Annotated in this window: 24 protein-coding genes; 11 read left to right on the forward strand and 13 right to left on the reverse strand. The window is 68.3% G+C overall.

Annotated features, from left to right (window positions below):
• Positions 1 to 321 precede the first annotated feature (321 nt).
• Entirely contained in the window at positions 322 to 1,104 is a 783-nt protein-coding gene (locus AC07YS_RS30290) for an IclR family transcriptional regulator (protein ID WP_062476577.1), read from the forward strand.
• Between the two features lie 45 nt (positions 1,105 to 1,149).
• A complete protein-coding gene (locus AC07YS_RS30295; RefSeq protein WP_390345354.1) occupies positions 1,150 to 2,169 on the forward strand; it encodes a TRAP transporter substrate-binding protein in 1,020 nt (339 codons plus the stop codon).
• Between the two features lie 56 nt (positions 2,170 to 2,225).
• On the opposite strand, the gene AC07YS_RS30300 is transcribed toward AC07YS_RS30295, so the two are convergent.
• A complete protein-coding gene (locus AC07YS_RS30300; protein WP_495270266.1) occupies positions 2,226 to 2,717 on the reverse strand; it encodes a hypothetical protein in 492 nt (163 codons plus the stop codon).
• 231 nt (positions 2,718 to 2,948) lie between these two features.
• Here AC07YS_RS30300 and gdhA point away from each other — a divergent pair, with 231 nt between their 5' ends.
• The gene (gene gdhA / locus AC07YS_RS30305) at positions 2,949 to 4,292 is read left to right on the forward strand and encodes an NADP-specific glutamate dehydrogenase (protein ID WP_095744520.1); all 1,344 of its coding nucleotides are present in this window, start codon (positions 2,949 to 2,951) and stop codon (positions 4,290 to 4,292) included.
• A gap of 15 nt (positions 4,293 to 4,307) precedes the next feature.
• Here gdhA and AC07YS_RS30310 read toward each other — a convergent pair whose 3' ends face one another.
• Positions 4,308 to 4,547 (reverse strand): hypothetical protein, encoded by a 240-nt coding sequence (locus AC07YS_RS30310; RefSeq protein ID WP_095951069.1) that lies wholly within the window; start codon positions 4,545 to 4,547, stop codon positions 4,308 to 4,310.
• 55 nt (positions 4,548 to 4,602) lie between these two features.
• Complete coding sequence (locus tag AC07YS_RS30315; protein ID WP_495260447.1) at positions 4,603 to 5,097, reverse strand: MerR family transcriptional regulator; 495 nt, start codon at positions 5,095 to 5,097, stop codon at positions 4,603 to 4,605.
• A gap of 69 nt (positions 5,098 to 5,166) precedes the next feature.
• Here AC07YS_RS30315 and AC07YS_RS30320 point away from each other — a divergent pair, with 69 nt between their 5' ends.
• Positions 5,167 to 6,408, forward strand: coding sequence for an NADH:flavin oxidoreductase/NADH oxidase family protein (locus AC07YS_RS30320; RefSeq protein WP_495270265.1), 1,242 nt, complete (start codon positions 5,167 to 5,169; stop codon positions 6,406 to 6,408).
• 7 nt (positions 6,409 to 6,415) lie between these two features.
• Here AC07YS_RS30320 and AC07YS_RS30325 read toward each other — a convergent pair whose 3' ends face one another.
• The 4 genes from AC07YS_RS30325 to AC07YS_RS30340 are packed head-to-tail and all read right to left on the reverse strand — an operon-like array spanning position 6,416 to position 10,820.
• On the reverse strand, positions 6,416 to 7,543 hold the full coding sequence (locus tag AC07YS_RS30325) for a phosphatidate phosphatase App1 family protein (protein WP_495270264.1): 1,128 nt from the start codon (positions 7,541 to 7,543) through the stop codon (positions 6,416 to 6,418).
• Positions 7,540 to 8,043 (reverse strand): dihydrofolate reductase, encoded by a 504-nt coding sequence (locus tag AC07YS_RS30330; protein ID WP_095744524.1) that lies wholly within the window; start codon positions 8,041 to 8,043, stop codon positions 7,540 to 7,542. The genes AC07YS_RS30325 and AC07YS_RS30330 overlap by 4 nt, the downstream gene beginning before the upstream one ends.
• A gap of 25 nt (positions 8,044 to 8,068) precedes the next feature.
• Complete coding sequence (locus tag AC07YS_RS30335) at positions 8,069 to 9,934, reverse strand: M48 family metalloprotease (protein ID WP_495270263.1); 1,866 nt, start codon at positions 9,932 to 9,934, stop codon at positions 8,069 to 8,071.
• A gap of 46 nt (positions 9,935 to 9,980) precedes the next feature.
• Positions 9,981 to 10,820: a thymidylate synthase gene (locus AC07YS_RS30340; protein WP_070059729.1), complete on the reverse strand. Its 840-nt coding sequence runs from the start codon at positions 10,818 to 10,820 to the stop codon at positions 9,981 to 9,983.
• Between the two features lie 36 nt (positions 10,821 to 10,856).
• On the opposite strand from AC07YS_RS30340, the gene nthA reads away from it, so the two are divergent.
• Genes nthA through AC07YS_RS30355 form a run of 3 tightly spaced genes read left to right on the forward strand, consistent with a single transcriptional unit; the run spans position 10,857 to position 12,531 of the window.
• Positions 10,857 to 11,495 (forward strand): nitrile hydratase subunit alpha, encoded by a 639-nt coding sequence (gene nthA / locus AC07YS_RS30345; RefSeq protein WP_495270267.1) that lies wholly within the window; start codon positions 10,857 to 10,859, stop codon positions 11,493 to 11,495.
• Positions 11,492 to 12,157: a nitrile hydratase subunit beta gene (gene nthB, locus AC07YS_RS30350; RefSeq protein WP_495270268.1), complete on the forward strand. Its 666-nt coding sequence runs from the start codon at positions 11,492 to 11,494 to the stop codon at positions 12,155 to 12,157. The genes nthA and nthB overlap by 4 nt, the downstream gene beginning before the upstream one ends.
• Positions 12,154 to 12,531, forward strand: coding sequence for a nitrile hydratase accessory protein (locus tag AC07YS_RS30355; protein ID WP_095744529.1), 378 nt, complete (start codon positions 12,154 to 12,156; stop codon positions 12,529 to 12,531). Before nthB ends, AC07YS_RS30355 begins: the two co-directional genes overlap by 4 nt.
• Here the strand turns inward: AC07YS_RS30355 and AC07YS_RS30360 are convergent.
• Both AC07YS_RS30360 and AC07YS_RS30365 read right to left on the reverse strand, forming a co-directional pair.
• A complete protein-coding gene (locus tag AC07YS_RS30360; protein WP_070059725.1) occupies positions 12,528 to 13,955 on the reverse strand; it encodes an FAD-binding oxidoreductase in 1,428 nt (475 codons plus the stop codon). The genes AC07YS_RS30355 and AC07YS_RS30360 overlap by 4 nt on opposite strands.
• Positions 13,952 to 14,368: a DUF2069 domain-containing protein gene (locus AC07YS_RS30365; RefSeq protein ID WP_070059724.1), complete on the reverse strand. Its 417-nt coding sequence runs from the start codon at positions 14,366 to 14,368 to the stop codon at positions 13,952 to 13,954. Before AC07YS_RS30365 ends, AC07YS_RS30360 begins: the two co-directional genes overlap by 4 nt.
• Before the next feature lie 66 nt (positions 14,369 to 14,434).
• Between AC07YS_RS30365 and AC07YS_RS30370 the strand changes: the two genes are divergently transcribed.
• Complete coding sequence (locus tag AC07YS_RS30370; RefSeq protein ID WP_159277647.1) at positions 14,435 to 15,646, forward strand: YihY family inner membrane protein; 1,212 nt, start codon at positions 14,435 to 14,437, stop codon at positions 15,644 to 15,646.
• Between the two features lie 22 nt (positions 15,647 to 15,668).
• On the opposite strand, the gene AC07YS_RS30375 is transcribed toward AC07YS_RS30370, so the two are convergent.
• A complete protein-coding gene (locus AC07YS_RS30375) occupies positions 15,669 to 16,019 on the reverse strand; it encodes an Mpo1-like protein (protein ID WP_495270269.1) in 351 nt (116 codons plus the stop codon).
• Between the two features lie 98 nt (positions 16,020 to 16,117).
• Between AC07YS_RS30375 and AC07YS_RS30380 the strand changes: the two genes are divergently transcribed.
• Together AC07YS_RS30380 and AC07YS_RS30385 are read left to right on the forward strand one after the other, a co-directional pair.
• A complete protein-coding gene (locus AC07YS_RS30380) occupies positions 16,118 to 16,501 on the forward strand; it encodes a thioredoxin family protein (protein ID WP_495270270.1) in 384 nt (127 codons plus the stop codon).
• Positions 16,502 to 16,522: 21 nt separating this feature from the next.
• Positions 16,523 to 17,188: an NAD-dependent epimerase/dehydratase family protein gene (locus AC07YS_RS30385; RefSeq protein ID WP_495270271.1), complete on the forward strand. Its 666-nt coding sequence runs from the start codon at positions 16,523 to 16,525 to the stop codon at positions 17,186 to 17,188.
• 24 nt (positions 17,189 to 17,212) lie between these two features.
• On the opposite strand, the gene AC07YS_RS30390 is transcribed toward AC07YS_RS30385, so the two are convergent.
• Positions 17,213 to 18,019 (reverse strand): alpha/beta fold hydrolase, encoded by an 807-nt coding sequence (locus AC07YS_RS30390; RefSeq protein ID WP_495270272.1) that lies wholly within the window; start codon positions 18,017 to 18,019, stop codon positions 17,213 to 17,215.
• Between the two features lies 1 nt (position 18,020).
• Positions 18,021 to 19,331 carry an O-acetylhomoserine aminocarboxypropyltransferase gene (locus AC07YS_RS30395; RefSeq protein ID WP_495270273.1) on the reverse strand — a complete coding sequence of 437 codons (1,311 nt, stop codon included), beginning with the start codon at positions 19,329 to 19,331 and terminating at the stop codon, positions 18,021 to 18,023.
• 148 nt (positions 19,332 to 19,479) lie between these two features.
• Between AC07YS_RS30395 and AC07YS_RS30400 the strand changes: the two genes are divergently transcribed.
• The gene (locus AC07YS_RS30400) at positions 19,480 to 19,938 is read left to right on the forward strand and encodes a CBS domain-containing protein (protein ID WP_062476634.1); all 459 of its coding nucleotides are present in this window, start codon (positions 19,480 to 19,482) and stop codon (positions 19,936 to 19,938) included.
• 144 nt (positions 19,939 to 20,082) lie between these two features.
• Here the strand turns inward: AC07YS_RS30400 and AC07YS_RS30405 are convergent, their stop codons facing one another.
• On the reverse strand, positions 20,083 to 21,063 hold the full coding sequence (locus AC07YS_RS30405; protein WP_495270274.1) for a Bug family tripartite tricarboxylate transporter substrate binding protein: 981 nt from the start codon (positions 21,061 to 21,063) through the stop codon (positions 20,083 to 20,085).
• Positions 21,064 to 21,098 lie beyond the last annotated feature (35 nt).

The raw sequence follows: 21,098 nt of genomic DNA on the forward strand, positions 1-21,098 counted from the left end.
AAGCGCTTGACGCCGAAGCTCACGGGATGGTCGGCGTTGTTCAGGTGGCCGAAGCGGATCACGCGCTCCTGCTGCGCCCACGACGGGGCGGTGAGGCCGGCGCACAGGCCGGCCACGGCAAGCATACGAAGAAGTTTCACGAAGGGTCCTCGGGCGGGAAGGAAGAAAGGGGGAAGGAAAAAATGCCGGACGGAGGCGATCGTATTTTTGTTGGAAAGAATTTCCATAATGGAAATCCCTTCCCCGAGTTCTGCTACGCTGGCGGACCCTGAGTGGCGGGCCGCATCGCCCGCGTTGACGAGACGACATCTGGAGGACGAAATGAGCGGAATACTGGAACGCAGCTTCAAGGTGCTGGAACATCTGGCGGAGCATCCCGAGGGGTGCGCGCTGTCGGCGTTGGCCAGCGAATTGCAGATTCCATTGAGTGCATCGCACCGATTGCTCGCGGAGCTCATCCGCTGCGGCTACGTGCGGCAGGAGGCGCGCGACGGCCACTACGTGCTGACCATCAAGCTGGTCTCGATCAGCCTGTCGTTCCTCAGCCGCTCGGGCATCGTCGACATCGCGCAGCCGCTGCTCGACCAGCTGGCCTCGACCTCGGGCGAGCTCGTGCGCCTGGCGGTGGTCGACGGCGAAGACCTGACCTTTGTCGCGAAGGCCCAAGGCGCCACGCACGGCCTTCGCTACGACCCCGACATGGGCCTGTCGGTGGCGCTCTCGTGCAGCGCCGCCGGGCACGCGTGGCTGTCCACCATGGGCGAGGACGATGCGATGGCGCTCGTCGCCAAGAAGGGGCTGGGCAAGCCCGAGGACTACGGTCCCAAGGCCCCCACGTCGCTCAAGGCCGTGATGGCTTTCGTGAAGGCGGCGCGCCAGCGCGGCTTCAGCATGATCAACGAGGTGTTCGCCCCCGCGATGACCGCCATGGCCGCGCCCGTGTTCGGCGCCGACGGCACGGCGATCGGGGTCGTCACCATCGCGGGCCCGTCGGTGCGGCTCACGCCGCAGCGCATGGAGGCGCTGGGACCGGCGCTGTGCCAGGCCGCCGAGGAGGTGGCGCGCGCCAGCGGGGCCTCGGCGTTGTTCAAGAAGAGGGCGTAGGCCCTGCCGGTTTCACCACCCCCAAAAAGAGAAGGAGACATCATCATGAAGACGAAGCATTCGAAGCGCACCCTGTTGTTGGCCGCCGTGGCGGCGGCCCTCGCGTTCGCCGCCCCTGGTGCGTTCGCGCAGCTCAAGGAGCGCACCATCAAGTTCGCGTTCCAGAACCAGGCCGGCCATCCGCAGGCGCAGGGCGCGCAGAAGTTCGCCGACCTCGTGGCCGCGAAGTCGGGCGGCAAGATCACCGTGAAGCTGTTCCCCGGCGGCACGCTGGGCGGCGACCTGCAGACGGTGTCGGCGCTGCAGGGCGGCACCGTGGAGATGACCGTGCTCAACGCCGGCATCCTGTCGGCGCAGGTGAAGGAGTTCGCGGCCTACGACTTCCCGTTCCTCTTCAACAGCGGCAAGGAAGCCGACGTCGTCACCGACGGCCCCTTCGGCCAGAAGCTGATGGCCAAGCTGGAGGACAAGGCGCTGCACGGCCTGGGCTACTGGGACCTGGGCTTTCGCAACCTGACGAACAGCAAGCGCCCGATCGTCAAGGCTGACGACATCGCGGGGTTGAAGATCCGCGTGATCCAGTCGCCGATCTACATCGACATGTTCAGCGCGCTGGGCGCCAACGCCACGCCGCTGCCGTTCCCCGAGCTGTATCCCGCGCTCGACCAGAAGGCGGTCGACGGCCAGGAGAACCCGAACACGACCATCCTGTCGTCCAAGTTCGCGGAAGTGCAGAAGTACATCACCCAGACCCGCCACATCTACAACCCGCAGGCGCTGCTGATCAGCCGCAAGACCTGGGACGGCATGAGTGCCGACGAAAAGAAGATCGTCAACGAGGCCGCCGCCGAGGCGACCACGTTCCAGCGCCAGGCCTCGCGCGGCGCCGCCGACAGCGCGCTCGACGCGCTCAAGAAGGCCGGCATGACCGTCTCCGAGCTGCCGCCCGAAGAGATGGCGAAGCTGCGCGCCAAGGTGAAGCCGGTGATCGACAAGTACACGGCTTCGGTCGGCGAGGCCACCGTCAAGGAGCTGATGGCGGAGATCGAGAAGGCGCGCAAGTAGCAGGCGGGCGCGCCCTTGATCCGGGGCGCCTTGCCTTCATCGTCCCCGCTTCCCGGTCAGAGCTCGCGGTAGTCCCGGATGCGCGCGCGTGCGAGCTGCTGCGCCGCTGCAATGGCCGCCGGATCGGCCGCGGCCGCATCGGGCAGCCAGTGGAAGGCGTCCGGGCCGTGGCACAGCAGCAGGCCGTCCTTGAAGCGGCGGGCCTTGGTGTAGGCCTCCCAGCCGTGGCGCACCTCGCTGTGGCGGCCCCGCGCATGGGAGCCGCTTTCCGACAGCGAGAAGTCGATCTCGTCGTCGTAGAAGGGGCTCTGCCTGAAGCGATGGAGGGCCAGCCGGGCGATGGCCGGCGCGCTCAGCAGCAGCGCGATGCCGACCGCGAAAACGACCGCCAGGACGGGCAACCCTTCGTGGACGCATATGGCCAGGGCCAGGGCGAACAGGAGTGCCAACGGCCACTTGAACCGGACCCACCAGACCTGCTGCAGATTGCGCAGGAAGCCGGTGAGCACATGCGCCTGCGAGAACTGGAAGCGGTAGCTGATCTGCATCTTTGAATTCCGAGACGGGCCGTGCGGGAGGGCGCGCGGGGCGGGATTCTGACCGCTTTTGCGGCCGCCTGTGCGCCCGGGCGATGTTCCAAGTTGGGGCCTCACCACGCCACACGTTCCAAACAACGCACCTTGTTAGGGCTTTGCGCCTCAATCTGGTTCTCCGATCCGGCAAAATGCAGGATTCGCATAAGGTTATGCACCGTTTTGGAAAACAGAGGATTGATTGGAATGAAGCACGCATCCGTCGGGGGGTTCCTCGCACACGTCGCACAACGCAACCCCGGACAGCCCGAGTACCTGCAGGCCGTGACCGAAGTGATGGAGAGCCTGTGGCCCTACATCGAGAAGCACCCCAAGTACACGAGCCACAGCCTGCTGGAGCGGCTGGTGGAGCCTGAGCGCGTGATCATGTTCCGCGTGTCCTGGGTGGACGACCACGGCGAGGTGCAGGTCAACCGCGGTTTCCGCATCCAGCACAGCCTGGCCATCGGCCCCTACAAGGGCGGCATGCGCTTCCACCCCTCGGTGAACCTGTCGATCCTCAAGTTCCTGGCCTTCGAGCAGACCTTCAAGAACGCGCTGACCACGCTGCCCATGGGCGGCGGCAAGGGCGGTGCCGACTTCGACCCCAAGGGCAAGAGCCAGGGCGAGGTGATGCGCTTCTGCCAGGCGCTCGTGACCGAGCTGTTCCGCCACGTGGGCTCCGACACCGACGTGCCGGCCGGCGACGTGGGCGTGGGCGGGCGCGAGGTCGGCTTCATGGCCGGCATGGTCAAGAAGCTCACCAACCGCGCCGACTGCGTGTTCACCGGCAAGGGCCTGAGCTTCGGCGGCTCGCTGATCCGCCCTGAAGCCACCGGCTACGGCAACGTCTACTTCGCGCAGGAAATGCTCAAGCGCAAGGGCCGCAGCTTCGACGGCCTGCGCGTGAGCGTCTCGGGCGCGGGCAACGTGGCGCAGTACACCATCGAGAAGGCCATGGCGCTGGGCGCCAAGGTGGTCACGGTGTCCGATTCGAGCGGCACCGTGGTCGACGAAGAAGGCTTCACGCCCGAGAAGCTGGCCGTGCTGATGGACGTGAAGAACCACCTGTACGGCCGCGTGAGCGACTACGCCGAGCGCACCGGCACCCGCTTCGTGGCCGGCGCCACGCCGTGGCACGTGCCGGTCGACGTGGCGCTGCCCAGCGCCACGCAGAACGAGCTCAACGAGGAAGACGCGCGCACGCTGGTGAAGAACGGCGTGGTGTGCGTGGCCGAAGGCGCCAACATGCCCTCGACCATGGAGGCCGTGAAGGTGCTCGAGGGCCACGGCGTGCTGTACGCGCCGGGCAAGGCCAGCAACGCGGGCGGCGTGGCCACGTCGGGCCTGGAGATGAGCCAGAACGCGGCCCGGCTGTCATGGACGCGCGACGAGGTCGATGCGCGCCTGCTGCAGATCATGCAGGGCATCCACGAGTCGTGCCTGCACTACGGTTCGCGCGCCGACGGCAGCGTGAGCTACGTCGATGGCGCGAACATCGCCGGCTTCGTGCGCGTGGCCGATGCGATGCTGGCGCAGGGCGTGGTCTGAGCGTGCGGGCGCACCTCAGAGTTCGATGAACGAAGAGGTCGCCTTGTTCAGGGCCAGGCGGCCCTTCGCGGTGATCGATTCCACCTGGGCCAGCTGATGGATCGCGCGCTCGTCGGGGGCGTGCTCCGACGGCGGAATGAAGGCAGTCACGAGGTCGGCGGCACGCAGCACGCGCAGCCTGTCGATGTCTGCGGGCGTGTGGAGGACGTATGGCAATTTCTGCTCGGCGAGGGTCCGAAGAAATTCCATGGACATGGGTCGTCTCCTTGTGTTGAGGGGAGGGCGGTTCGGACATTGTGCGCACAAACAATTAGCGCTGTCTAAACCCTGCGCCGCGCATGCCTTTCGAGGCGTGTACCGAAGTTTCCAGTTCTTTCTGCGGGCGCGAGGGACGTGCCACTTTGTTTCTGGTCGTAGCCATGCTTTCGGCCAGCGTGGCGGGGTCCATGCATTCGCCGGCGGCCCAGGTCTGGCGCAAGGTGGCGCGCAGGTCGGTCAGGTCGCGCCGCTGCGCGCGCAGGCCGGCCATGAGCTGGTCGATTTCGCGCACGCGGCCGTCGAGCCGTTCGAGCAGGTCGTCCCCCGAGAAGACCTCGCAGCCCGCGAAGGCGCTGCGCAGGCTGTCCAGCGAGAAGCCGAGGTTCTGCGCGATCTGGATCAGCTGCAGCCGCTTGAGCGCGGCCTCGGTGTAGACGCGGTACCCATTGGCGCCGCGCTCGGGCGCGGGCAGCAGGCCGCTTTGTTCGTAGAAGCGGATGGCCGAGGGCGCCATGCCGGTCTTGTCTGCCAGTTCACCGATTTTCATATCGCTTGACCTTCAAGTTGGCTTGAATCTTAGCATCGGGTTTTTCCACTCCACCACCCGGTCCTCATCGTGAACTCCTCGCCGCTTTTCCTGCCGCTGACCCTGCCCAACGGGAGCATCCTGCCCAACCGCCTGGCCAAGGCCGCCATGGAGGAAAACATGGCCGACGCCGGGCAACTGCCGGGCGCGGCGCTGCACGACCTCTACCGCGTCTGGGCGCAGGGCGGGGCGGGCCTGATCCTCACGGGCAACGTGATGATCGACGGCCGCGCGCTTACCGGCCCGGGCGGCGTCGTGCTCGAAGCCGGCACGCCGCTCGAGCGCTTCACCGAATGGGCCGCGGCCGCACGCAGCGGCGGCGCGCAGGTGTGGATGCAGATCAACCATCCGGGCCGCCAGGTGCAGAGCAACATGGGCGGCACGGCCTGGGCGCCGTCGTCGGTGGCGCTCGATCTGGGCAAGCACAGCAAGCTTTTCGTACAGCCCCGGGCCATGAGCGAGGCGGAGATCGCCGAGACCGTGGACCGCTTCGCCGCCACGGCGCAGGCGGCCGAGCGCGCGGGCTTCACCGGCGTGCAGGTGCATGCGGCGCACGGCTACCTGCTCTCGCAGTTTTTGTCGCCGCTGACCAACCAGCGCACCGATGCCTGGGGCGGCAGCCTGGAGAACCGCGCGCGCTTCCTGCTCGACGTGGTGCGTGCCGTGCGGGCCCGCGTGGCGCGCGGTTTCGCCGTGGCCGTGAAGCTCAACTCCGCCGATTTCCAGCGCGGCGGCTTTTCGGAGAACGATGCGAAGCAGGTCATCCGCTGGCTCAATGACGAGGCCGTGGACCTGGTCGAACTGTCGGGCGGCAGCTATGAAAGTCCGGCGATGCAGGGCCGCACCGCCGACGGCCGCACGCTGGCGCGCGAGGCCTACTTCCTGGAGTTCGCCCGGGAGCTGGCCGCCGAGGCGCGCATGCCGGTCATGACCACGGGCGGCATCGTGCGCCGCGCCGTTGCCGAACGGGTGCTGGGAGAAGGCGTCGCCGTGGTGGGCATGGCCACCGCGCTGGCCGTGGCGCCCGACCTGCCCGCACGCTGGCGCGCGGGCGAAGACGCGGCGGCGCAGAGCCCGCAGGTCGACTGGAAGGACCAGGTCATGGCCGCGCTGGCGCGCATGGCGCTGGTGAAGCGCCGGCTGCGCACGCTGCGCCCGGGCCGCAACAGCGCGCCTCCGCATTCGCCGTTCCTGACTTTGGTGCTCGATCAGCTGCGCACGAAGCGGCTGACGAAGCGCTATCGGCGCTGGCTGGGCGCGCGCGCGGCGTGAGCCGCCGCTATCGACTGGCCGGTTGAATGGGCCAGGCGGTGGTGTCGGGCCGCAGCAGGTGCCAGACCACGGGCTCGATGCCTTCGAAGGTGGCGCGGTAGCGATCGGACAGCCGGTTCTCGTCGGTCACGTCGCGGATCACGATGCCGTCGATGCGCTGCGGATGCGCGCGGAACACCTGTGCGTAGATCTCGGGGTCGGCCTCGCCCGAATCGCCCACGAGCAGGAAGCGGCGCTGCGGAAATTCGGCCAGCAGCCGTTCGATCACGCCGAGCTTGTGCGCGCGCGAGTCTTCGGCGCTGGGGATCAGCGTGCGCCATGTCGTGCTCTCGCGCAGGTGCATGCTGCCGGCGGGAAAGTCGGCGTCGCGAATGAAGTCGGTGAGCGCGGGGTACAGCTGGATCGGGCTGCCCGAGAGGTAGTGAAAGCGCGTGCCGGGCGCCTGCGCCAGCGCGCGGTAGTGCGCCGCCATGCCCGGCGCGGCCTCGAAGCGGCGCGCGAAGGTGTTCAGCAGCATCTCGCGCCGGTCGCGCACCTGCGTGCGCTTGATGGTGTCGTCGATGTCCGAGATGACCGACACGCCCTGCGCCGGCACGATCTGCGCACGGCCGCGAAAGCGCGGCAGCAGCTCGCCCGGGCCGGTCACGCCATGGAACGGCAGCCACTCCTGCGACGCCGGGATGTGCGAGGCCTCGACGACGGCGCGCAGGTTGCTGCGGCCGTCGGCGCCCGTGGGCGGCATCGTGAGGCGCGTGGCCGAGCCGTCGAAGACGACGTCGATCACCTTGTCTTCTTCCGACTCGGCATGGAACAGGGCCGTGCGCTGGCCGAAGCGCAGCCGCGCGGCCGGCGTGAGCTTCTTCAGGTTCATGCCGAGGTAGCGCGCAAGCGCGGCGTCCAGGCCCCAGCGGTGCTCGCGTTCGAACACCCAGGCATGCACGTCGACCTCGAGCCGGCCATCGGCCGTGGGGCGCGAGGTGCCGGGCATGAACAGCGCTTCCTCGTCCGACTCCAGCGGCCCGGCGGCCTGCAGGGCCTGCAGCGGCGCGAGGCCGGCGAGCAGGGCGGCACCGGCCAGCACGGTGCGACGCGACAGTTGTGGCGAGGTACCGGGCGCGCGGTGTTTGATCGTCATGCAGTGACGCGTTCGTAGGTCACGAAGCTGAAGGGCAGGCCGTCCTTGGCCGAGACGTGCGACTCGCGCTGCGTTTCGCGCCACACGGCGGCGTCGAGCACGGGGGCGTGCGCGTCGCCTTCGTAGTCGCGCGCGATCTCGGTGACCACGGCGCGCTGGGCCAGCGGCTCGGCTTCGGCGTAGATCTGTGCGCCGCCGATCACCCAGGCATCGGGCAGCTTCAGCGCGTCGCACAGCGCGATCGCCTCCTGCACGCTGCCCACACGCTGTGCGCCATCAGCGGCCCAGTCGGCCTGCCGCGTGATCACGATGTTCTGGCGGCCCGGCAGCGGACGAAAGCGCGGCGGCAGCGAGTCCCAGGTCTTGCGGCCCATGATCACCGGCGCGCCCAGCGTCTGCTGCTTGAAGTGCGCCATGTCCTCCGGCAGGTGCCAGGGAATGGTGTTGTTCGCGCCGATCACGCCATTGGCGGCGCGCGCGAAGATCAGGTGGATGTTCATGGCAGGTACGGCAGTTTCGTCGGAATCAGAGCGAATCGATCTTGATCAGGCCCACGTTGATCGGTACGGTCGGCGTGCGGATCTCGCAGCCGGGGACTTGTGCGAAGCGCTCCAGGAGGCGTGGACTCATGACTTCCGTGTCGAAGAACACGCGCACGCGCGCCAGTTCATTGTGAGGGAAAAGCGTCCCGAGGTAGGACGCGTACCGTTCGATGAGCACGTCTTCGTTGGCTTCTTCGACGGTCAGTTTTGCATGGCGCACGCGCACGACCAGGATGTTCACGGTGAACACCAGCTCCGCCTCGTTCGCGATGTCGGTGCGGACTACCCAGCAGCCGTCGATGGCGTCGTCTTCGTCGATCGCCTTGGAGAGCAGCTGCGCTGCCCAGAGCGGCAGCGGGCTCAGGGGCTCCTTCAGCAGATGGCGCCAGAGTTTCTCCCGGATCTTGTCCAGCTTTTCCCCGGCGAGGTCCAGGCGCTTGGTGAATTCGCGAATCTCGGCTTCGGTGCCATGCGCATGCAGATGCCCGAGGATCTCACCGTAGCCCGCCACGGCCAGGCGCTTGTCCAGACGGATGGCGCTGCGCACCTGCTCGATGCCCTCGGTGCGGGCGCGCTGGAGCAGCGCGCGGCCCAGCCCGTATTGCGCCAGCGCATCGGATGGGTGCGCTTGGGCGTGGCGCTCCAGACTCGCCAGGCTTTCGTCCGTTGCATTGATCGCATCGTCCGCGAGCAGACGCTCGAGCGCGTGGCCATCGCCGCCAGGCGCGCCCGTAGGCCATTGTTGCGCCTGCAGGGCCGCCAGCTTCAGATGCTGAAGCCGCCAGGTGGGCGCCGTCTTTTCGTGCCAGCGTGCGTTGGCGGCTGCCAGTTCGGTGGCCCAGTTGGCGCCGAACAGGAGTTCGCCGGCACAGACGGGCTCGGTCCAGTGGGGGATGGCGACCGATTGGCCGAGTGCCTGAGCGCGGTCGTCGAGCGCGGGATGGCTGTCGTTGCGCCGGGGCGGGCGGCGGCGCGCATCGGCGAGGGCTGCTTCCAGCTGAGCGGTGCCCGTGTCGCGCACGAATTCCCGGACGACGTTCCAGAAGGTCCGTGGCGCATCGATCGATGCGGCCTGCAGTTCGCCCAATCGGGTACGCAGGTCCGATCGCATCAAGCTGCTGGTGATTTCGAGCTTGGTCAACGCTCGCGCGAGATCGGCGCCGCTCGTGGCCTGAGCCGCGAGCGCATCGGCTTCGAACTCGCAGGCGCGCGACCAGCTCGCGGACATCCGGATGAAGCGCGGCAGGAAGGCCGACGCGATCCAGCGGCGCAACCGATCGATGCCCCCGTCGCGTGCGGGATTGCTGTCGAGATAGATGTCCCACTTGGCGCGCACGTTGTAGATCCAGTGCCCGAGCCGGCCATGGCGGCGCGAGAAGTGACCGAGCTCGTGCGCGACCACCGCCAGCAGTTCCCGGTCGGACAGCAGCTTGAGCAGCGGCACGCCGAGCATCAGGGTGCGCCGGCCACCGGCCAGGGCCAGGAAGCCGCCGGACTGGTAGGCGGCGGCATTGGGTTCGTCGATCAGCACGACGTGGTCGATCGACGGTGCGTCGAGCTGCTGTCGGAGATCGTCGAGCGCGCGGAAGAAGGTGGGCGCCTTGTCCCGGGGCAGCGCCGTGCCGGTGATCGAAACCGTCGGCTGGACGATCCACCAGGTCATCAGGGTGAAGGCAGCGCCGGTGGCGGTGGCCACCATGGGGCCGAGAAAGACGCCCTGCAGGATGATCAAGGGAAGCCAGCCCAGCATCGAGGCGCCGACGAAAGTCAGCTCGGCCAGCACGGCGAGCGTTGCCAGCGTCGCACGCTGGCTGAATGGGTGGGGCTGAGCCTGGGCCGCCACCGTCACCGCGCGTCGCTCAGGCTGGGCGAGGCAGCCGCACGGCGCATCGGCATCACACCGCCACCGGCGCCTTGATCGGATCGCCGTGCTTGTAGTCCAGCACTTCGAAGTCTTCGTACTGGTAGTCGAAGATCGAGTCGGGCTTGCGCTTGATGTTCAGCGTGGGGTAGGGGAAGGGCGTGCGGCTCAGTTGCAGCTTCACCTGCTCGGCGTGGTTGCTGTAGATGTGGCAGTCGCCGCCGGTCCAGATGAAATCGCCCACGTCGAGGTCGCACTGCTGCGCCACCATGTGCGTGAGCAGCGCGTAGCTCGCGATGTTGAAGGGCACGCCCAGGAAGATGTCGGCGCTGCGCTGGTAGAGCTGGCAGCTGAGCTTGCCGCGCTCGCCTTCGGCCTGCGGCGGTGCCACGTAGAACTGGAAGAAGGCATGGCAGGGCATGAGCGCCATCTTCGACAGCTCGGCCACGTTCCAGGCGCTCACGATGATGCGGCGCGAGTCGGGGTTGGTCTTCAGCGTCTTGATGACGTCGGAAATCTGGTCGATGTGGCCGCCGTCGGGCGTGGGCCAGCTGCGCCACTGCACGCCGTACACGGGGCCCAGGTCGCCGTCTTCGCGCGCCCATTCGTCCCAGATGGTGACGCCGCGTTCCTTGAGCCAGTTGTTGTTGCTCGATCCGGTCAGGAACCACAGCAGTTCCTGGATGATGGACTTGAGGTGCACCTTCTTCGTGGTCACCAGCGGAAAGCCCTCGTTCAGGTCGAAGCGCATCTGGTGGCCGAACACGCTCTTGGTGCCCGTGCCCGTGCGGTCGCTCTTGAACACGCCGTGCGTGTCGACGTGGCGCATGAAATCTTCGTACTGGGAGCGGACGGGGCGGGCAGGGAGGGTCATGTTGGGAATTTTACGGGGCGGCGCTAGCATCGGCCGATGACCGGCCATGACCACTCCCACGACCATTCCCAGGACCACAGCGAACTCGGCGAGATGGACCTGCGCGTGCGCGCCCTCGAAAGCGTGCTCACGCAAAAAGGCTACATCGACCCCGCCGCGCTCGACGCGCTGATCGATACCTACCAGACCCGCATCGGCCCGCGCAATGGCGCACGGGTGGTGGCGCGGGCCTGGGTCGACCACAAGTTCCATGAATGGCTGATGGCCGATGCCACGGCGGCGATCGCCTCGCTGGGCTACACCGGCCGCCAGGGCGAACACATGGTGGCCGTGGCCAACACCGACGACCAGCACCACATGGTCGTCTGCACCCTGTGCAGCTGCTACCCGTGGCCCGTGCTCGGCCTGCCGCCCACCTGGTACAAGAGCGCGCCCTACCGCTCGCGCGCCGTGAAAGACCCGCGCGGCGTGCTGGCCGATTTCGGCACCACCTTGCCCGAGACCACGCGCATCCGCGTCTGGGACTCGACCGCCGAGGTGCGTTACCTCGTGATCCCGCAGCGCCCGGCGGGCACCGAGGGCTGGAGCGAAGACGAACTCGCCGCGCTGGTCTCGCGCGATTCGATGATCGGCACGCGCGTGGTCGAGGCGCCGTCGGCAAGGAGCACGACATGACCTACACGACCCACGCCGACCTCGGCGGACAACCCGGCTTCGGCCCCGTCACGCCCGAGCCCGAGGGCGAGCTGTTCCACGGCACCTGGGAGCCGCGCGCGCTGGCGCTCACGCTGGCCATGGGCGCCACCGGCTCCTGGAACATCGACACCAGCCGCGCCGCGCGCGAGACGCTGCCCGACTACCGCGACCTGAGCTACTACCAGATCTGGCTCGGCGCGCTGGAGCAGCTGATGCTGCAGCGTGGCCAGGTCTTCGCGGACGAGATCGCGTCCGGGCAGATGCACCATCCGGCCGCGCCGGTCGCCCGCGTGCTGCAGGCCGAGAACGTGCCCGCCGTGCTCGCCAAGGGCTCCGGCACCGAGCGCCCCGCATCGGCGCCCGCGCGCTTTGCGGTCGGGCAGGCCGTGCGCATGCACCTCGGCCGCGTCGACCACCACACGCGCTTGCCGGCCTATGTGCAGGGCAAGCGCGGCACGATCGAGCAGATCCACGGCGCGCACGTGTTCGCCGATGCGAATGCGCAGGGCCTGGGCGAGCAGCCGCAATGGCTCTACACCGTGGTCTTCGACGAAGCCGAGCTGTGGGGCGACGCCGCGCCGCGCCAGAACCTGGCCGTGTCGGTCGATGCGTGGGAAAGCTACCTGGAGCCCGCGGCATGAAGGCGAACGACATGCCGCCGCTCGCACTCGCCCCGGGCATGCCGCGCGACGCCGACGGGCCGGTGTTCAGGGAACCGTGGGAGGCTCAGGCCTTCGCGATGACGCTGGCGTTGCACGAGCGCGGATTGTTCAGCTGGGTCGAATGGGCCGAGGCGCTGGCCACCCAGATCAGCGCTGCGCAAGCCGCAGGCGACCCCGACACGGGCGACACCTACTACCGCCACTGGCTCGCCGCGCTCGAAGGCCTCGTGGCCCGCAAGGGCGCGAGTTCCGGCGATGAGCTGGCCCGCTACCGCCACGCCTGGGACCACGCGGCGGAGCGCACGCCGCATGGCCAGCCGATCGAGCTGCGCGGCGAGGACTTTCCGGGCTAGACCCGGATCACGCGCCCCGGGTTCAGGATGTTCTTCGGATCGAGCCCGCGCTTGATCGCCCGCATCATCTCCAGCGCCACCGGCGACTTGTGCTTCTCGAGCTTGTCGACCTTGAGCGAGCCCACGCCATGCTCGGCCGAGAACGAGCCACCGAACTGCTCGACCGCGTCGTAGACCAGCGTGTTGATGCGCTCTTCCTCGTTCTTCAGGAAGGCCTTGGTGTCGATGTTCTCGGGCGCCTGCACGTTGTAGTGCAGGTTGCCGTCGCCCAGGTGGCCGAAGTTCACGAGCCGCACGCCGGCGATCTCGCGTTTCAGCAGCGCGTCGGTCGCTTCCACGAAGGCCGGGATGCGCGACACCGGGATCGAGATGTCGTGCTTGATGTTCAGCCCTTCCTCGGCCTGCGCGAGCGGAATGCTCTCGCGGATGTGCCAGAGCTGGTGCGCCTGCGTGAGGTTTTCGGCCACCACCGCGTCGGTCACGCAGCCGTCTTCGAAGGCGGTTTCGAGCAGCGCCTCGAAGCGCGCGCGGGCATGGTCCTCGGACTCGCTGTCGGAGTTCTCGAGCAGCACGCAGTAGGGCACGGCCTCGTCGTTAATGAAGGGCACACGCAGCTGCGGCATGTGCTTGTCGACCAGGCTCAGCGCGAACTTGCCCATCACCTCGAAGCCCGTGAGGCCCGAGCCCAGGTGCTTGTGCGCCAGGCCCAGCAGCGTGACCGCGTGGTCGAGCGAAGGCACGGCGGCCCAGGCCGTGAGCTGCGCGGCGGGCAGCGGGTACAGCTTCATGGTCGCCGCGGTGATGACGCCCAGCGTGCCTTCGCTGCCGACGATCAGGTCGCGCAGGTCGTAGCCCGTGTTGTCCTTGCGCAGGCCGCTCGTGCCTTCCCAGATCTCGCCCTGCGGCGTGACCACTTCCAGGCCCAGGCACAGGTCGCGCGTGTTGCCGTAGCGCACGACCTGCGTGCCGCCCGCGTTGGTCGCGAGGTTGCCGCCGATGGTGCAGCTGCCTTCGGCCGCCAGGCTCAGCGGGAACAGGTAGCCGGCCTTCTCAGCCGTCTCCTGCAGCGTCTGCAGGATGCAGCCGGCCTCGACGGTCATCGTGAGGTTGGCGGCGTCGATGTTGCGGATGGCGTTCAGGCGCTGCAGGCTCAGCACCACCTGCGTGCCGCTGTCGTCGGGAATGGAGCCGACCGCCAGGCCGGTGTTGCCGCCCTGCGGAATGACGGCCGTGCCGGCCGCGGCGCAGGCCTTGACCACGTCGGCCACCTGCTGCGCATTGGCCGGGCGCACCACGGCGAGCGACTTGCCGCGCGCGCGCTTGCGCCAGTCCTGCTCGTAGGCCGCGAGGTCGCCCTCGGTCAGCACGTGCGTGGCGCCGACGATGGCGCGCAGTTGGTCGAGGAGGGAAGAAGAAGTGGTCATTGGGCGGAAGCCTCCAGGGGACGGGCAGCAGCAGCAGCGGCCTTGGCGTGGCGCAGGCGAAGGCGCACATGCCACGCGCAGGCCGCGAAGAGCACGAGGCACAGCAGCACCTCGACGAGCGCGAGGATTTGCCCCACGCCGTTGGTGTCGCTCCAGGCGCGCACCACGCCTTCGGTGAAGTAGAGCCAGATCATCAGGCTGACCCAGCGGTAGGTGTACATGCGGTTCTTGTAGAGCCCCGCGAGCGGAATGACCAGCGGCAGCACCTTGAGCGCGAGCAGCGAGCCGCCCGGGCGCAGCGGCGCCAGCCACAGCTCCCAGGCCAGGCCCAGCACGATCAGGCCGACGAGGCTGCCCACGGCGGCCCATCGGGTGGCGCGGACGGAAGAGGGCGGGAGTGGGGTGTCGGACACGGTGGCGGCGAAAGAGAGAGGGGGAGGCGCACTGGGTGTGGCGCGTCTCGGGAAAGAGCGGATGGCATGATACCGGCCATGAATCGCAGGCAGCTTTGGAGGGATCTTTCGCGCTTTCCTTGGCGCAACACCGCAGCAGTGCTGGGCGAGCGTTTCCGCGAAGACCGCCTCGGCCTCACGGCCAGCAGCCTGACCTTCACCACCACCATCGCCATGGTGCCGTTCTTCACGGTGGCGCTCGCCCTCTTCACCGTGTTCCCGATGTTCGCCACCATGCAGGGCCGCCTGCAGCGCTGGCTGATCGAGAGCCTGATTCCCGACAACATCGCGCGCCAGGTGCTGGGCTACCTGAACCAGTTCGCGAGCAAGGCCAGCGGGCTGGGCATTGCGGGCCTGGTGGTGCTGCTGATCACCGCCATCGCGCTGATCCTCACCATCGACAAGACGCTCAACAACATCTGGCGCGTGCGCACGCCGCGGCCGTTGGCGCAGCGGGTGCTGATCTACTGGGCCACCATCACGCTCGGGCCGCTGATCCTTGCGGTGAGCCTGTCGACCACCTCGTACGTGTTCGCCGCTTCGCGCGACGTGGTGGGCGGAGGCATCGTCAAGCTGGCCTTCGACACCCTGGAATTCCTGCTGCTCGCGGCCGGCATGGCCGGGCTGTACCACTACGTGCCGAACACCACGGTGCGCTGGTCGCACGCCTGGGCCGGCGGCATCTTCGTGGCGGCCGCCATCGAGATCGCCAAGCGCGTGCTGGGCTACTACCTGAGCCTGGTGCCGACCTACTCGGTGCTGTACGGCGCCTTCGCCACCTTCCCGATCCTGCTGGTGTGGATCTACGTGGCCTGGGTGATCGTGCTGCTGGGCGCCGTCATCGCGGCCTACCTGCCGAGCCTGCTGACGGGCGTGGCGCGCCGGGGCGGCGCGGCGGGCTGGCCGATGCAGCTCGCGATGGAAGTGCTGCAGCACCTGGCGCGCGCACAGGCCACGCCGGCCAAGGGCATGGGCGCGAGCGAACTGCTGACGCGCATGCGCGTCGACGGGCTGCAATTGGCGCCGGTGCTCGAGACGCTGGTGCGGCTGGACTGGATCGCGCCGCTGGCCGAGGAGCCCGCCAACCAGGACCCGCGCTACGTGCTGCTGGCCGACCCGTCGACGCCCATCGAGCCGCTGCTGCGCGAGCTGCTGATGCCGCGCGCCGAGCCGCTGGAAGACCTGTGGCAGAAGGGCCCGCTGCGTACGCTGCGGCTAGGCGACGTGCTATTGATCTAGGAGCGCCCTGGCGTTGGGGGCGTCAGATCTTGACCCGGCCGGCCCAGATGTCCCGGTACATCGCCCAGTCGCCCATGAAGGAGTACAGCGGGCGCTTGAACGAGGCGGGCTTGTTCTTCTCGAAGCCGAAGTGCCCGACCCAGGCGAAGCCGTAGCCCGCCACCAGCCCGGCCAGCAGCCACCACGGATTGAGCGTGACCACCAGGGCCACGAGGCACAGCAGCGAAATCGTCGAGCCCGCGAAATGCAGCCGCCGGCAGGTGACGTTGGCGTGCTCGGTCAGATAGAAGGGATAGAACTCGGCAAAGCTGGTGAAGCGGCGCGGATCGACCGTGGCCGGCGTGTCCGGTGCGGCAGGGGTGGAGGTGTTCATCATGGGTCTCCTGCGCCCCGCAGGGGCTTTGTTGATAATAGCCACGACCCCGCGGCCGCACCACCCGGGTTCGCCATCCCACCTTCGCCGTATCCACCTTGAGCGCTGTTCCCGTCGTCCCCGTCGATTCTTCCGCCGATGCCAATGCGCTGTGGGTCGTGTGCCTGTGCGCCGAATGGTGCGGCACCTGCCGCGACTACCGGCCGCTGCTGGTCGAGCTGGCAAAGGCGCACCCGCAGTTCCGCTTCGCCTGGGTCGACATCGAGGACCACGCCGAGATCGCCGACGCCTTCGACGTCGAGACCTTCCCGACCCTGCTGGTGGCGGGCGCCGACGGTACGCGCTTTCTCGGTCCGCTGCTGCCGCACATCGAAACGCTGTCGCGCCTGCTCGGCGCGCTGCAGCCGCCGCAACCTTCCAGCCTCGACGTCGACCTGCTGCTGGCCGTGCTCGAGAAAAAGCCCGCGGTCTTCGCGGTCTGACCTCTTCGGAGCTTCCTTCCCATGAACATCCTGATCTTTGGCGCCACCGGCATGGTGGGGCAGGGCGTGCTGCGCGAGTGCCTGCTGGCGCCCGACGTGGAACGCGTGGTGGCCGTGGGACGCAGCGCCACCGGGCAGCAGCATCCCAAGCTGCAGGACCTGGTCCACAAGGACATGTTCGACTACCGCGCCATCGAGTCGCAGCTGACGGGCTTAGATGCCTGCTTCTTCTGCCTGGGCGTGTCGTCGGTCGGCATGAAGGAGCCCGAGTACAAGCGCATCACCTACGACCTGACGATGGCCGCCGCCACCGTGCTGGCGCGGCTCAACCCGGGCATGACCTTCACCTACGTGACGGGCGCCGGCACCGACAGCAGCGAGCGCGGCGAACGCATGTGGGCGCGCGTGAAGGGCGCGACCGAGAACGCGCTGATGCGCCTGCCGTTTCGCGCGTCCTACATGTTCCGGCCCGGCATGATCCAGCCGCTGCACGGCGTGCGCTCGAAGACGCCGCTGTACGACGCCGCGATCGTGGTGCTCAAGCCGGTGCTCGGGCTGGCCCACCGCTGGTGGCCCGACCGTGTGACCACCACCGAGAAGGTGGGCCGCGCGATGCTCGCGGTGGCGCGCCGGGGCGCACGCAAGGTGCTGCTCGATCCGGCGGACATCAACGCGCTGGGCAGCTGAGCGACCCAGCGTTCGTCGCAGCTTTCAGCCCGCGACGAAGTCGCGCAGCGCGAACAGCACCTCGTCCGGCGCCTCGCTCATCAGCGCGTGGCCGGCATGCACCGTCACCACCTTGGCGTTGCGCGCCTTGCCCACCAGCGCCTTGGTGGCGCGCGGCGGCGTCATCTGGTCGGCGTCGCCCAAAAGGAACAACACGGGGCACTGCACCTTCTCCATCGCGGCTTCGCCGTTCGCGTAGTCGTTGCAGGCCTTGAAGCCGATGTGGAACACGTTGGCCTCGCGGTTGCTCGCCAGCACGCGGCGCATCAGCGCGCGCGAGCTGCCGTACAGCCAGGTGCCCGGGCCGAGCGACGAAGGCGGCGGTGCCAGCAGCGAGTGCGAGAAGGTGTTGACCATCGCGATGGCGCGCTGCGGATCGCTCACCGAGCTTTCGAGCAGCGCGGGCGACACCACCATCGGGTAGGCCGTGCCGACCATCGCGAGCTGCGTGATGCGCTCGGGCGCGCGTGCCGCGGCTTCGAGCGCGATCAGCGAGCCGAAGCTGTGGCCGACCAGCGCGGCCTTCTGCACGCCGGCCGCGTCGAGCAGCGCAATGACGAACTGCGCCGCCTCTTCCACGCTGGCCGGCGGTGCGCCGGCGCTCTTGCAGTGGCCGGGCAGGTCGACCGCCAGCACGTTCCAGCCGTGGTTGGCGAACCAGCGGCTTTGCAGAATCCACACGCTGTGGTCGTTGAGCACGCCGTGGATGAACACCACCGTGGGCTTGGCCGCATCGAAGGGCTTCCCGGCGGTGTAGCAGTAGGTGTCGTGGCCGTTGACGGTGTAGTTCATCTCAGGCACCTGCCTTTTCCGCCGCCTTCAGCGCGCGTTTCAAGTCGTCGATCAGGTCGGCCGGGTCTTCCAGGCCGATCGACAGGCGAATGGTGCCCTGCGAGATGCCCGCGCCCGCCAGCGCCTCGTCGGTCATGCGGAAGTGCGTGGTGCTGGCCGGGTGGATCACCAGGCTGCGGCAGTCGCCCACGTTGGCCAGGTGGCTGAACAGCTTGAGCGCCTCGATGAAGGCCTTGCCCTGCGCGCGGCTGCCCTTGATGTCGAAGCTGAACACCGCGCCGGCACCGCGCGCGCCGTGGCGCAGCAGCTTCTGCGCGAGCGCATGGCTCGGGTGCGATTCGATCAGCGGATGCCCCACGCGCGACACGAACGGGTGCGTGGCCAGGAACTCGACCACCTTCTGCGTGTTGTCGATGTGGCGCTCCATGCGCAGCGGCAGCGTCTCGATGCCCTGCAGGATCAGCCAGGCCGTGTGCGGGCTCATCGAGGCGCCGAAGTCGCGCAGGCCTTCGCGGCGCGCGCGCAGCAGGAACGCGCCCACGGTGCTTTCCTCGCTGAACACCATGTTGTGGAAGCCGTCGTAGGCCTGCGTGAGCTCGGCGAACTTGCCCGACTTCTCCCAGTCGAAGCTGCCGCCGTCGACCACCACGCCGCCAATGACGGTGCCGTGGCCCGACAGGAACTTGGTGGCCGAGTGGTAGACCAGGTCGGCGCCCCAGTCGAAGGGCTTGATGAGGTAGGGCGAGGTGAGCGTGGAGTCGACCAGCAGCGGCACGCCGGCTTCGTGGGCGATGTCGCTCACGGCGGGAATGTCGAGCACGTCCAGGCCCGGGTTGCCCACGGTCTCGCCGAAGAAGAGCTTGGTTTCGGGGCGCACCGCGGCGCGCCAGCCATCGAGGTCGCCGGGCTTCACGAAGGTGGTCTCGATGCCGAAGCGGCGCATCGTGTAGTGCAGCAGGTTCTGCGAGCCGCCGTACAGCGCCGTGCTGGCCACGATGTGCGAGCCCGCGCCCATCAGCGTGGCCACCGACAGGTGCAGCGCCGCCTGGCCGCTGGCCGTGGCGATGGCGCCGATGCCGCCTTCGAGCGCCGACACGCGCTGCTCCAGCACCGCGTTGGTCGGGTTGCTGATGCGCGAGTAGACGTGACCCGCGCGTTCCAGGTTGAACAGCGCGGCCGCGTGGTCGCTGGATTCGAAGACGAAGGAGGTCGTCAGGTGGATGGGAACGGCCCGCGCGCCGGTGGTGGGGTCGGGGGCGGCGCCGGCGTGCAGCGCGAGGGTGTCGAAACCGGGGTCGGAATAACCGGGCATGAAGGCCTTTCTGTTGTCTCTTCGCAATGCCCCGTGATGCCGGCAATGCTTGCACAGGCGACAGGGGCGTTCGGGTCGGCGTCGATTGTGGGCTATATTCAAATCGGCACGACGCCGAGAACGACGAATCCCCGAGAGGAGCACCACCATGAAAGTCAGCGACATTCTTCGCGTCAAGGGCAACACGCTCTTCACCACCACGCCCGACGACCCGCTGGCGGAAGCCGCCAAGACCATGGCGGACAAGGACATCGGTTCGCTGGTGGTCATGGAGCACGGCGACCTGGTCGGCATGCTCACCTTCCGTGAAGTGATCGTGGCGGTCGTCAACAACGGCGGCCAGGTCGGGACCACGCTGGTGCGTAAGGCCATGGACGACGCGCCCGTCACCTGCACGCTCGAAACCGACCTCGACGAAATCCGCCGCATCATGCTGGAGCGCCACGCGCGCTACATGCCCGTGATGGACAAGCGCATGCTCATGGGCGTGATCAGCTTCTACGACGTGGCCAAGGCCGTGGTCGACGCGCAGAACTTCGAGAACAAGATGCTCAAGGCCTACATCCGCGACTGGCCGGAAGACGAGAGCAACGAAAAGGCCGGCTGAGCCTTTTCAGCCAGCCACTGACCGACTCTGCGTCGGCCCCTTCAAGCGAACACCGAGGAACCGGCTTTGCCGGGCCTCAGGTGTTGCCCCCGGTAGGGGGTTGGCGAAGCGACACGAAGTGCGCGCAGCCTGGGGGCGAGCTTCTTACTCCTTGATGTTGGCGGTCTGCACGATCTTTTGATTGCGTGCGTACTCGGCCTGCACGAACTTCCCGAACGCCTCCGGCGTTCCGCTGCCCGGCAAAGCGCCTTGTTCCGCCAGCTTGGCGCGCACGCCTTCCTCCTGCAGCACCGCATTCAGTTCCTGGTTGAGCCGCGCCACCACGGCCGGCGGCGTTTTCGCGGGTGCGAAGATGCCGGTCCAGCTCACCATGTCGTAGCCCTTGAGGCCGGGCATCTCGTTGAAGGTGGGCACCTGCGCGAGCGCCGGCAGGCGCTGGCTGCCGGTGATGCCCAGGGCCTTCAGGCGCTTGCCGTTCACGTGCGGGATGGCGCTGGTGCTCACCAGCATCGCGAGGTCGACCTGGTCGCCGATCACGTCGGTGGCGATCTGCGCACCGCCGCGGTAGGGCACGTGGGTCACGAAGATGCCGCTGCGCTCCTTGAGCAGTTCCATCGCCAGCTGCAGCACGGTGCCCACGCCCGAGGTGGCGTAGTTGTAGTGGCCGGGCTGGGCCTTGGCGAGCTTCACGAAGTCGGCGTAGCTGCGCACATCGAGGCCGGGGCGCGCCACCAGCACCATCGGCGCGGTGTTGAGCAGGCCGACGGGCGCCAGGTCTTTCAGCGGATCGAAGCGGAAGGCCGAGGGGTTGACCAGCCGGCCGATGGCGATGGCGCTGTCGGGGCCAACCACCAGCGTGTAGCCGTCGGGCGCCGCGCTCACGGCCTTGGCCACGCCGATGGCGCCGCCCGCGCCGCTCACGTTCTCGATCACGACCGACTGCTTGAGCCGTTCGCCCAGGCGCTGCGCCACGAGGCGGGCGTTGACGTCCACGCTGCCGCCGGCCGTGAAGGGCACGATCAGCGTGAGGGGCTTGGCAGCGGGCCACGCGGGCTGCGCGAGGGCACCGGTGGGCAGGGCGGCGCAGAGTGCGGCGGCAAGGATCAGGCGGCAGTTCGTGGTCATGGCGGGGTTCATCCGGGGAAGGGGGTGGCGGAAGG

This window comes from Variovorax sp. GW458-11-26-14-LB1, from assembly GCF_059423965.1.

Bases quoted from the DNA above. Each gene is read 5' to 3' on its own strand.
- AC07YS_RS30290 (WP_062476577.1), top strand. From the start codon at position 322: ATGAGCGGAATACTGGAACGCAGCTTCAAGGTGCTGGAACATCTGGCG.
- AC07YS_RS30295 (WP_390345354.1), top strand. From the start codon at position 1,150: ATGAAGACGAAGCATTCGAAGCGCACCCTGTTGTTGGCCGCCGTGGCG.
- AC07YS_RS30300 (WP_495270266.1), bottom strand. From the start codon at position 2,717: ATGCAGATCAGCTACCGCTTCCAGTTCTCGCAGGCGCATGTGCTCACC.
- gdhA (WP_095744520.1), top strand. From the start codon at position 2,949: ATGAAGCACGCATCCGTCGGGGGGTTCCTCGCACACGTCGCACAACGC.
- AC07YS_RS30310 (WP_095951069.1), bottom strand. From the start codon at position 4,547: ATGTCCATGGAATTTCTTCGGACCCTCGCCGAGCAGAAATTGCCATAC.
- AC07YS_RS30315 (WP_495260447.1), bottom strand. From the start codon at position 5,097: ATGAAAATCGGTGAACTGGCAGACAAGACCGGCATGGCGCCCTCGGCC.
- AC07YS_RS30325 (WP_495270264.1), bottom strand. From the start codon at position 7,543: ATGACGATCAAACACCGCGCGCCCGGTACCTCGCCACAACTGTCGCGT.
- AC07YS_RS30330 (WP_095744524.1), bottom strand. From the start codon at position 8,043: ATGAACATCCACCTGATCTTCGCGCGCGCCGCCAATGGCGTGATCGGC.
- AC07YS_RS30340 (WP_070059729.1), bottom strand. From the start codon at position 10,820: ATGACCCTCCCTGCCCGCCCCGTCCGCTCCCAGTACGAAGATTTCATG.
- nthA (WP_495270267.1), top strand. From the start codon at position 10,857: ATGACCGGCCATGACCACTCCCACGACCATTCCCAGGACCACAGCGAA.
- nthB (WP_495270268.1), top strand. From the start codon at position 11,492: ATGACCTACACGACCCACGCCGACCTCGGCGGACAACCCGGCTTCGGC.
- AC07YS_RS30355 (WP_095744529.1), top strand. From the start codon at position 12,154: ATGAAGGCGAACGACATGCCGCCGCTCGCACTCGCCCCGGGCATGCCG.
- AC07YS_RS30360 (WP_070059725.1), bottom strand. From the start codon at position 13,955: ATGACCACTTCTTCTTCCCTCCTCGACCAACTGCGCGCCATCGTCGGC.
- AC07YS_RS30370 (WP_159277647.1), top strand. From the start codon at position 14,435: ATGATACCGGCCATGAATCGCAGGCAGCTTTGGAGGGATCTTTCGCGC.
- AC07YS_RS30375 (WP_495270269.1), bottom strand. From the start codon at position 16,019: ATGAACACCTCCACCCCTGCCGCACCGGACACGCCGGCCACGGTCGAT.
- AC07YS_RS30385 (WP_495270271.1), top strand. From the start codon at position 16,523: ATGAACATCCTGATCTTTGGCGCCACCGGCATGGTGGGGCAGGGCGTG.
- AC07YS_RS30390 (WP_495270272.1), bottom strand. From the start codon at position 18,019: ATGAACTACACCGTCAACGGCCACGACACCTACTGCTACACCGCCGGG.
- AC07YS_RS30395 (WP_495270273.1), bottom strand. From the start codon at position 19,331: ATGCCCGGTTATTCCGACCCCGGTTTCGACACCCTCGCGCTGCACGCC.
- AC07YS_RS30400 (WP_062476634.1), top strand. From the start codon at position 19,480: ATGAAAGTCAGCGACATTCTTCGCGTCAAGGGCAACACGCTCTTCACC.
- AC07YS_RS30405 (WP_495270274.1), bottom strand. From the start codon at position 21,063: ATGACCACGAACTGCCGCCTGATCCTTGCCGCCGCACTCTGCGCCGCC.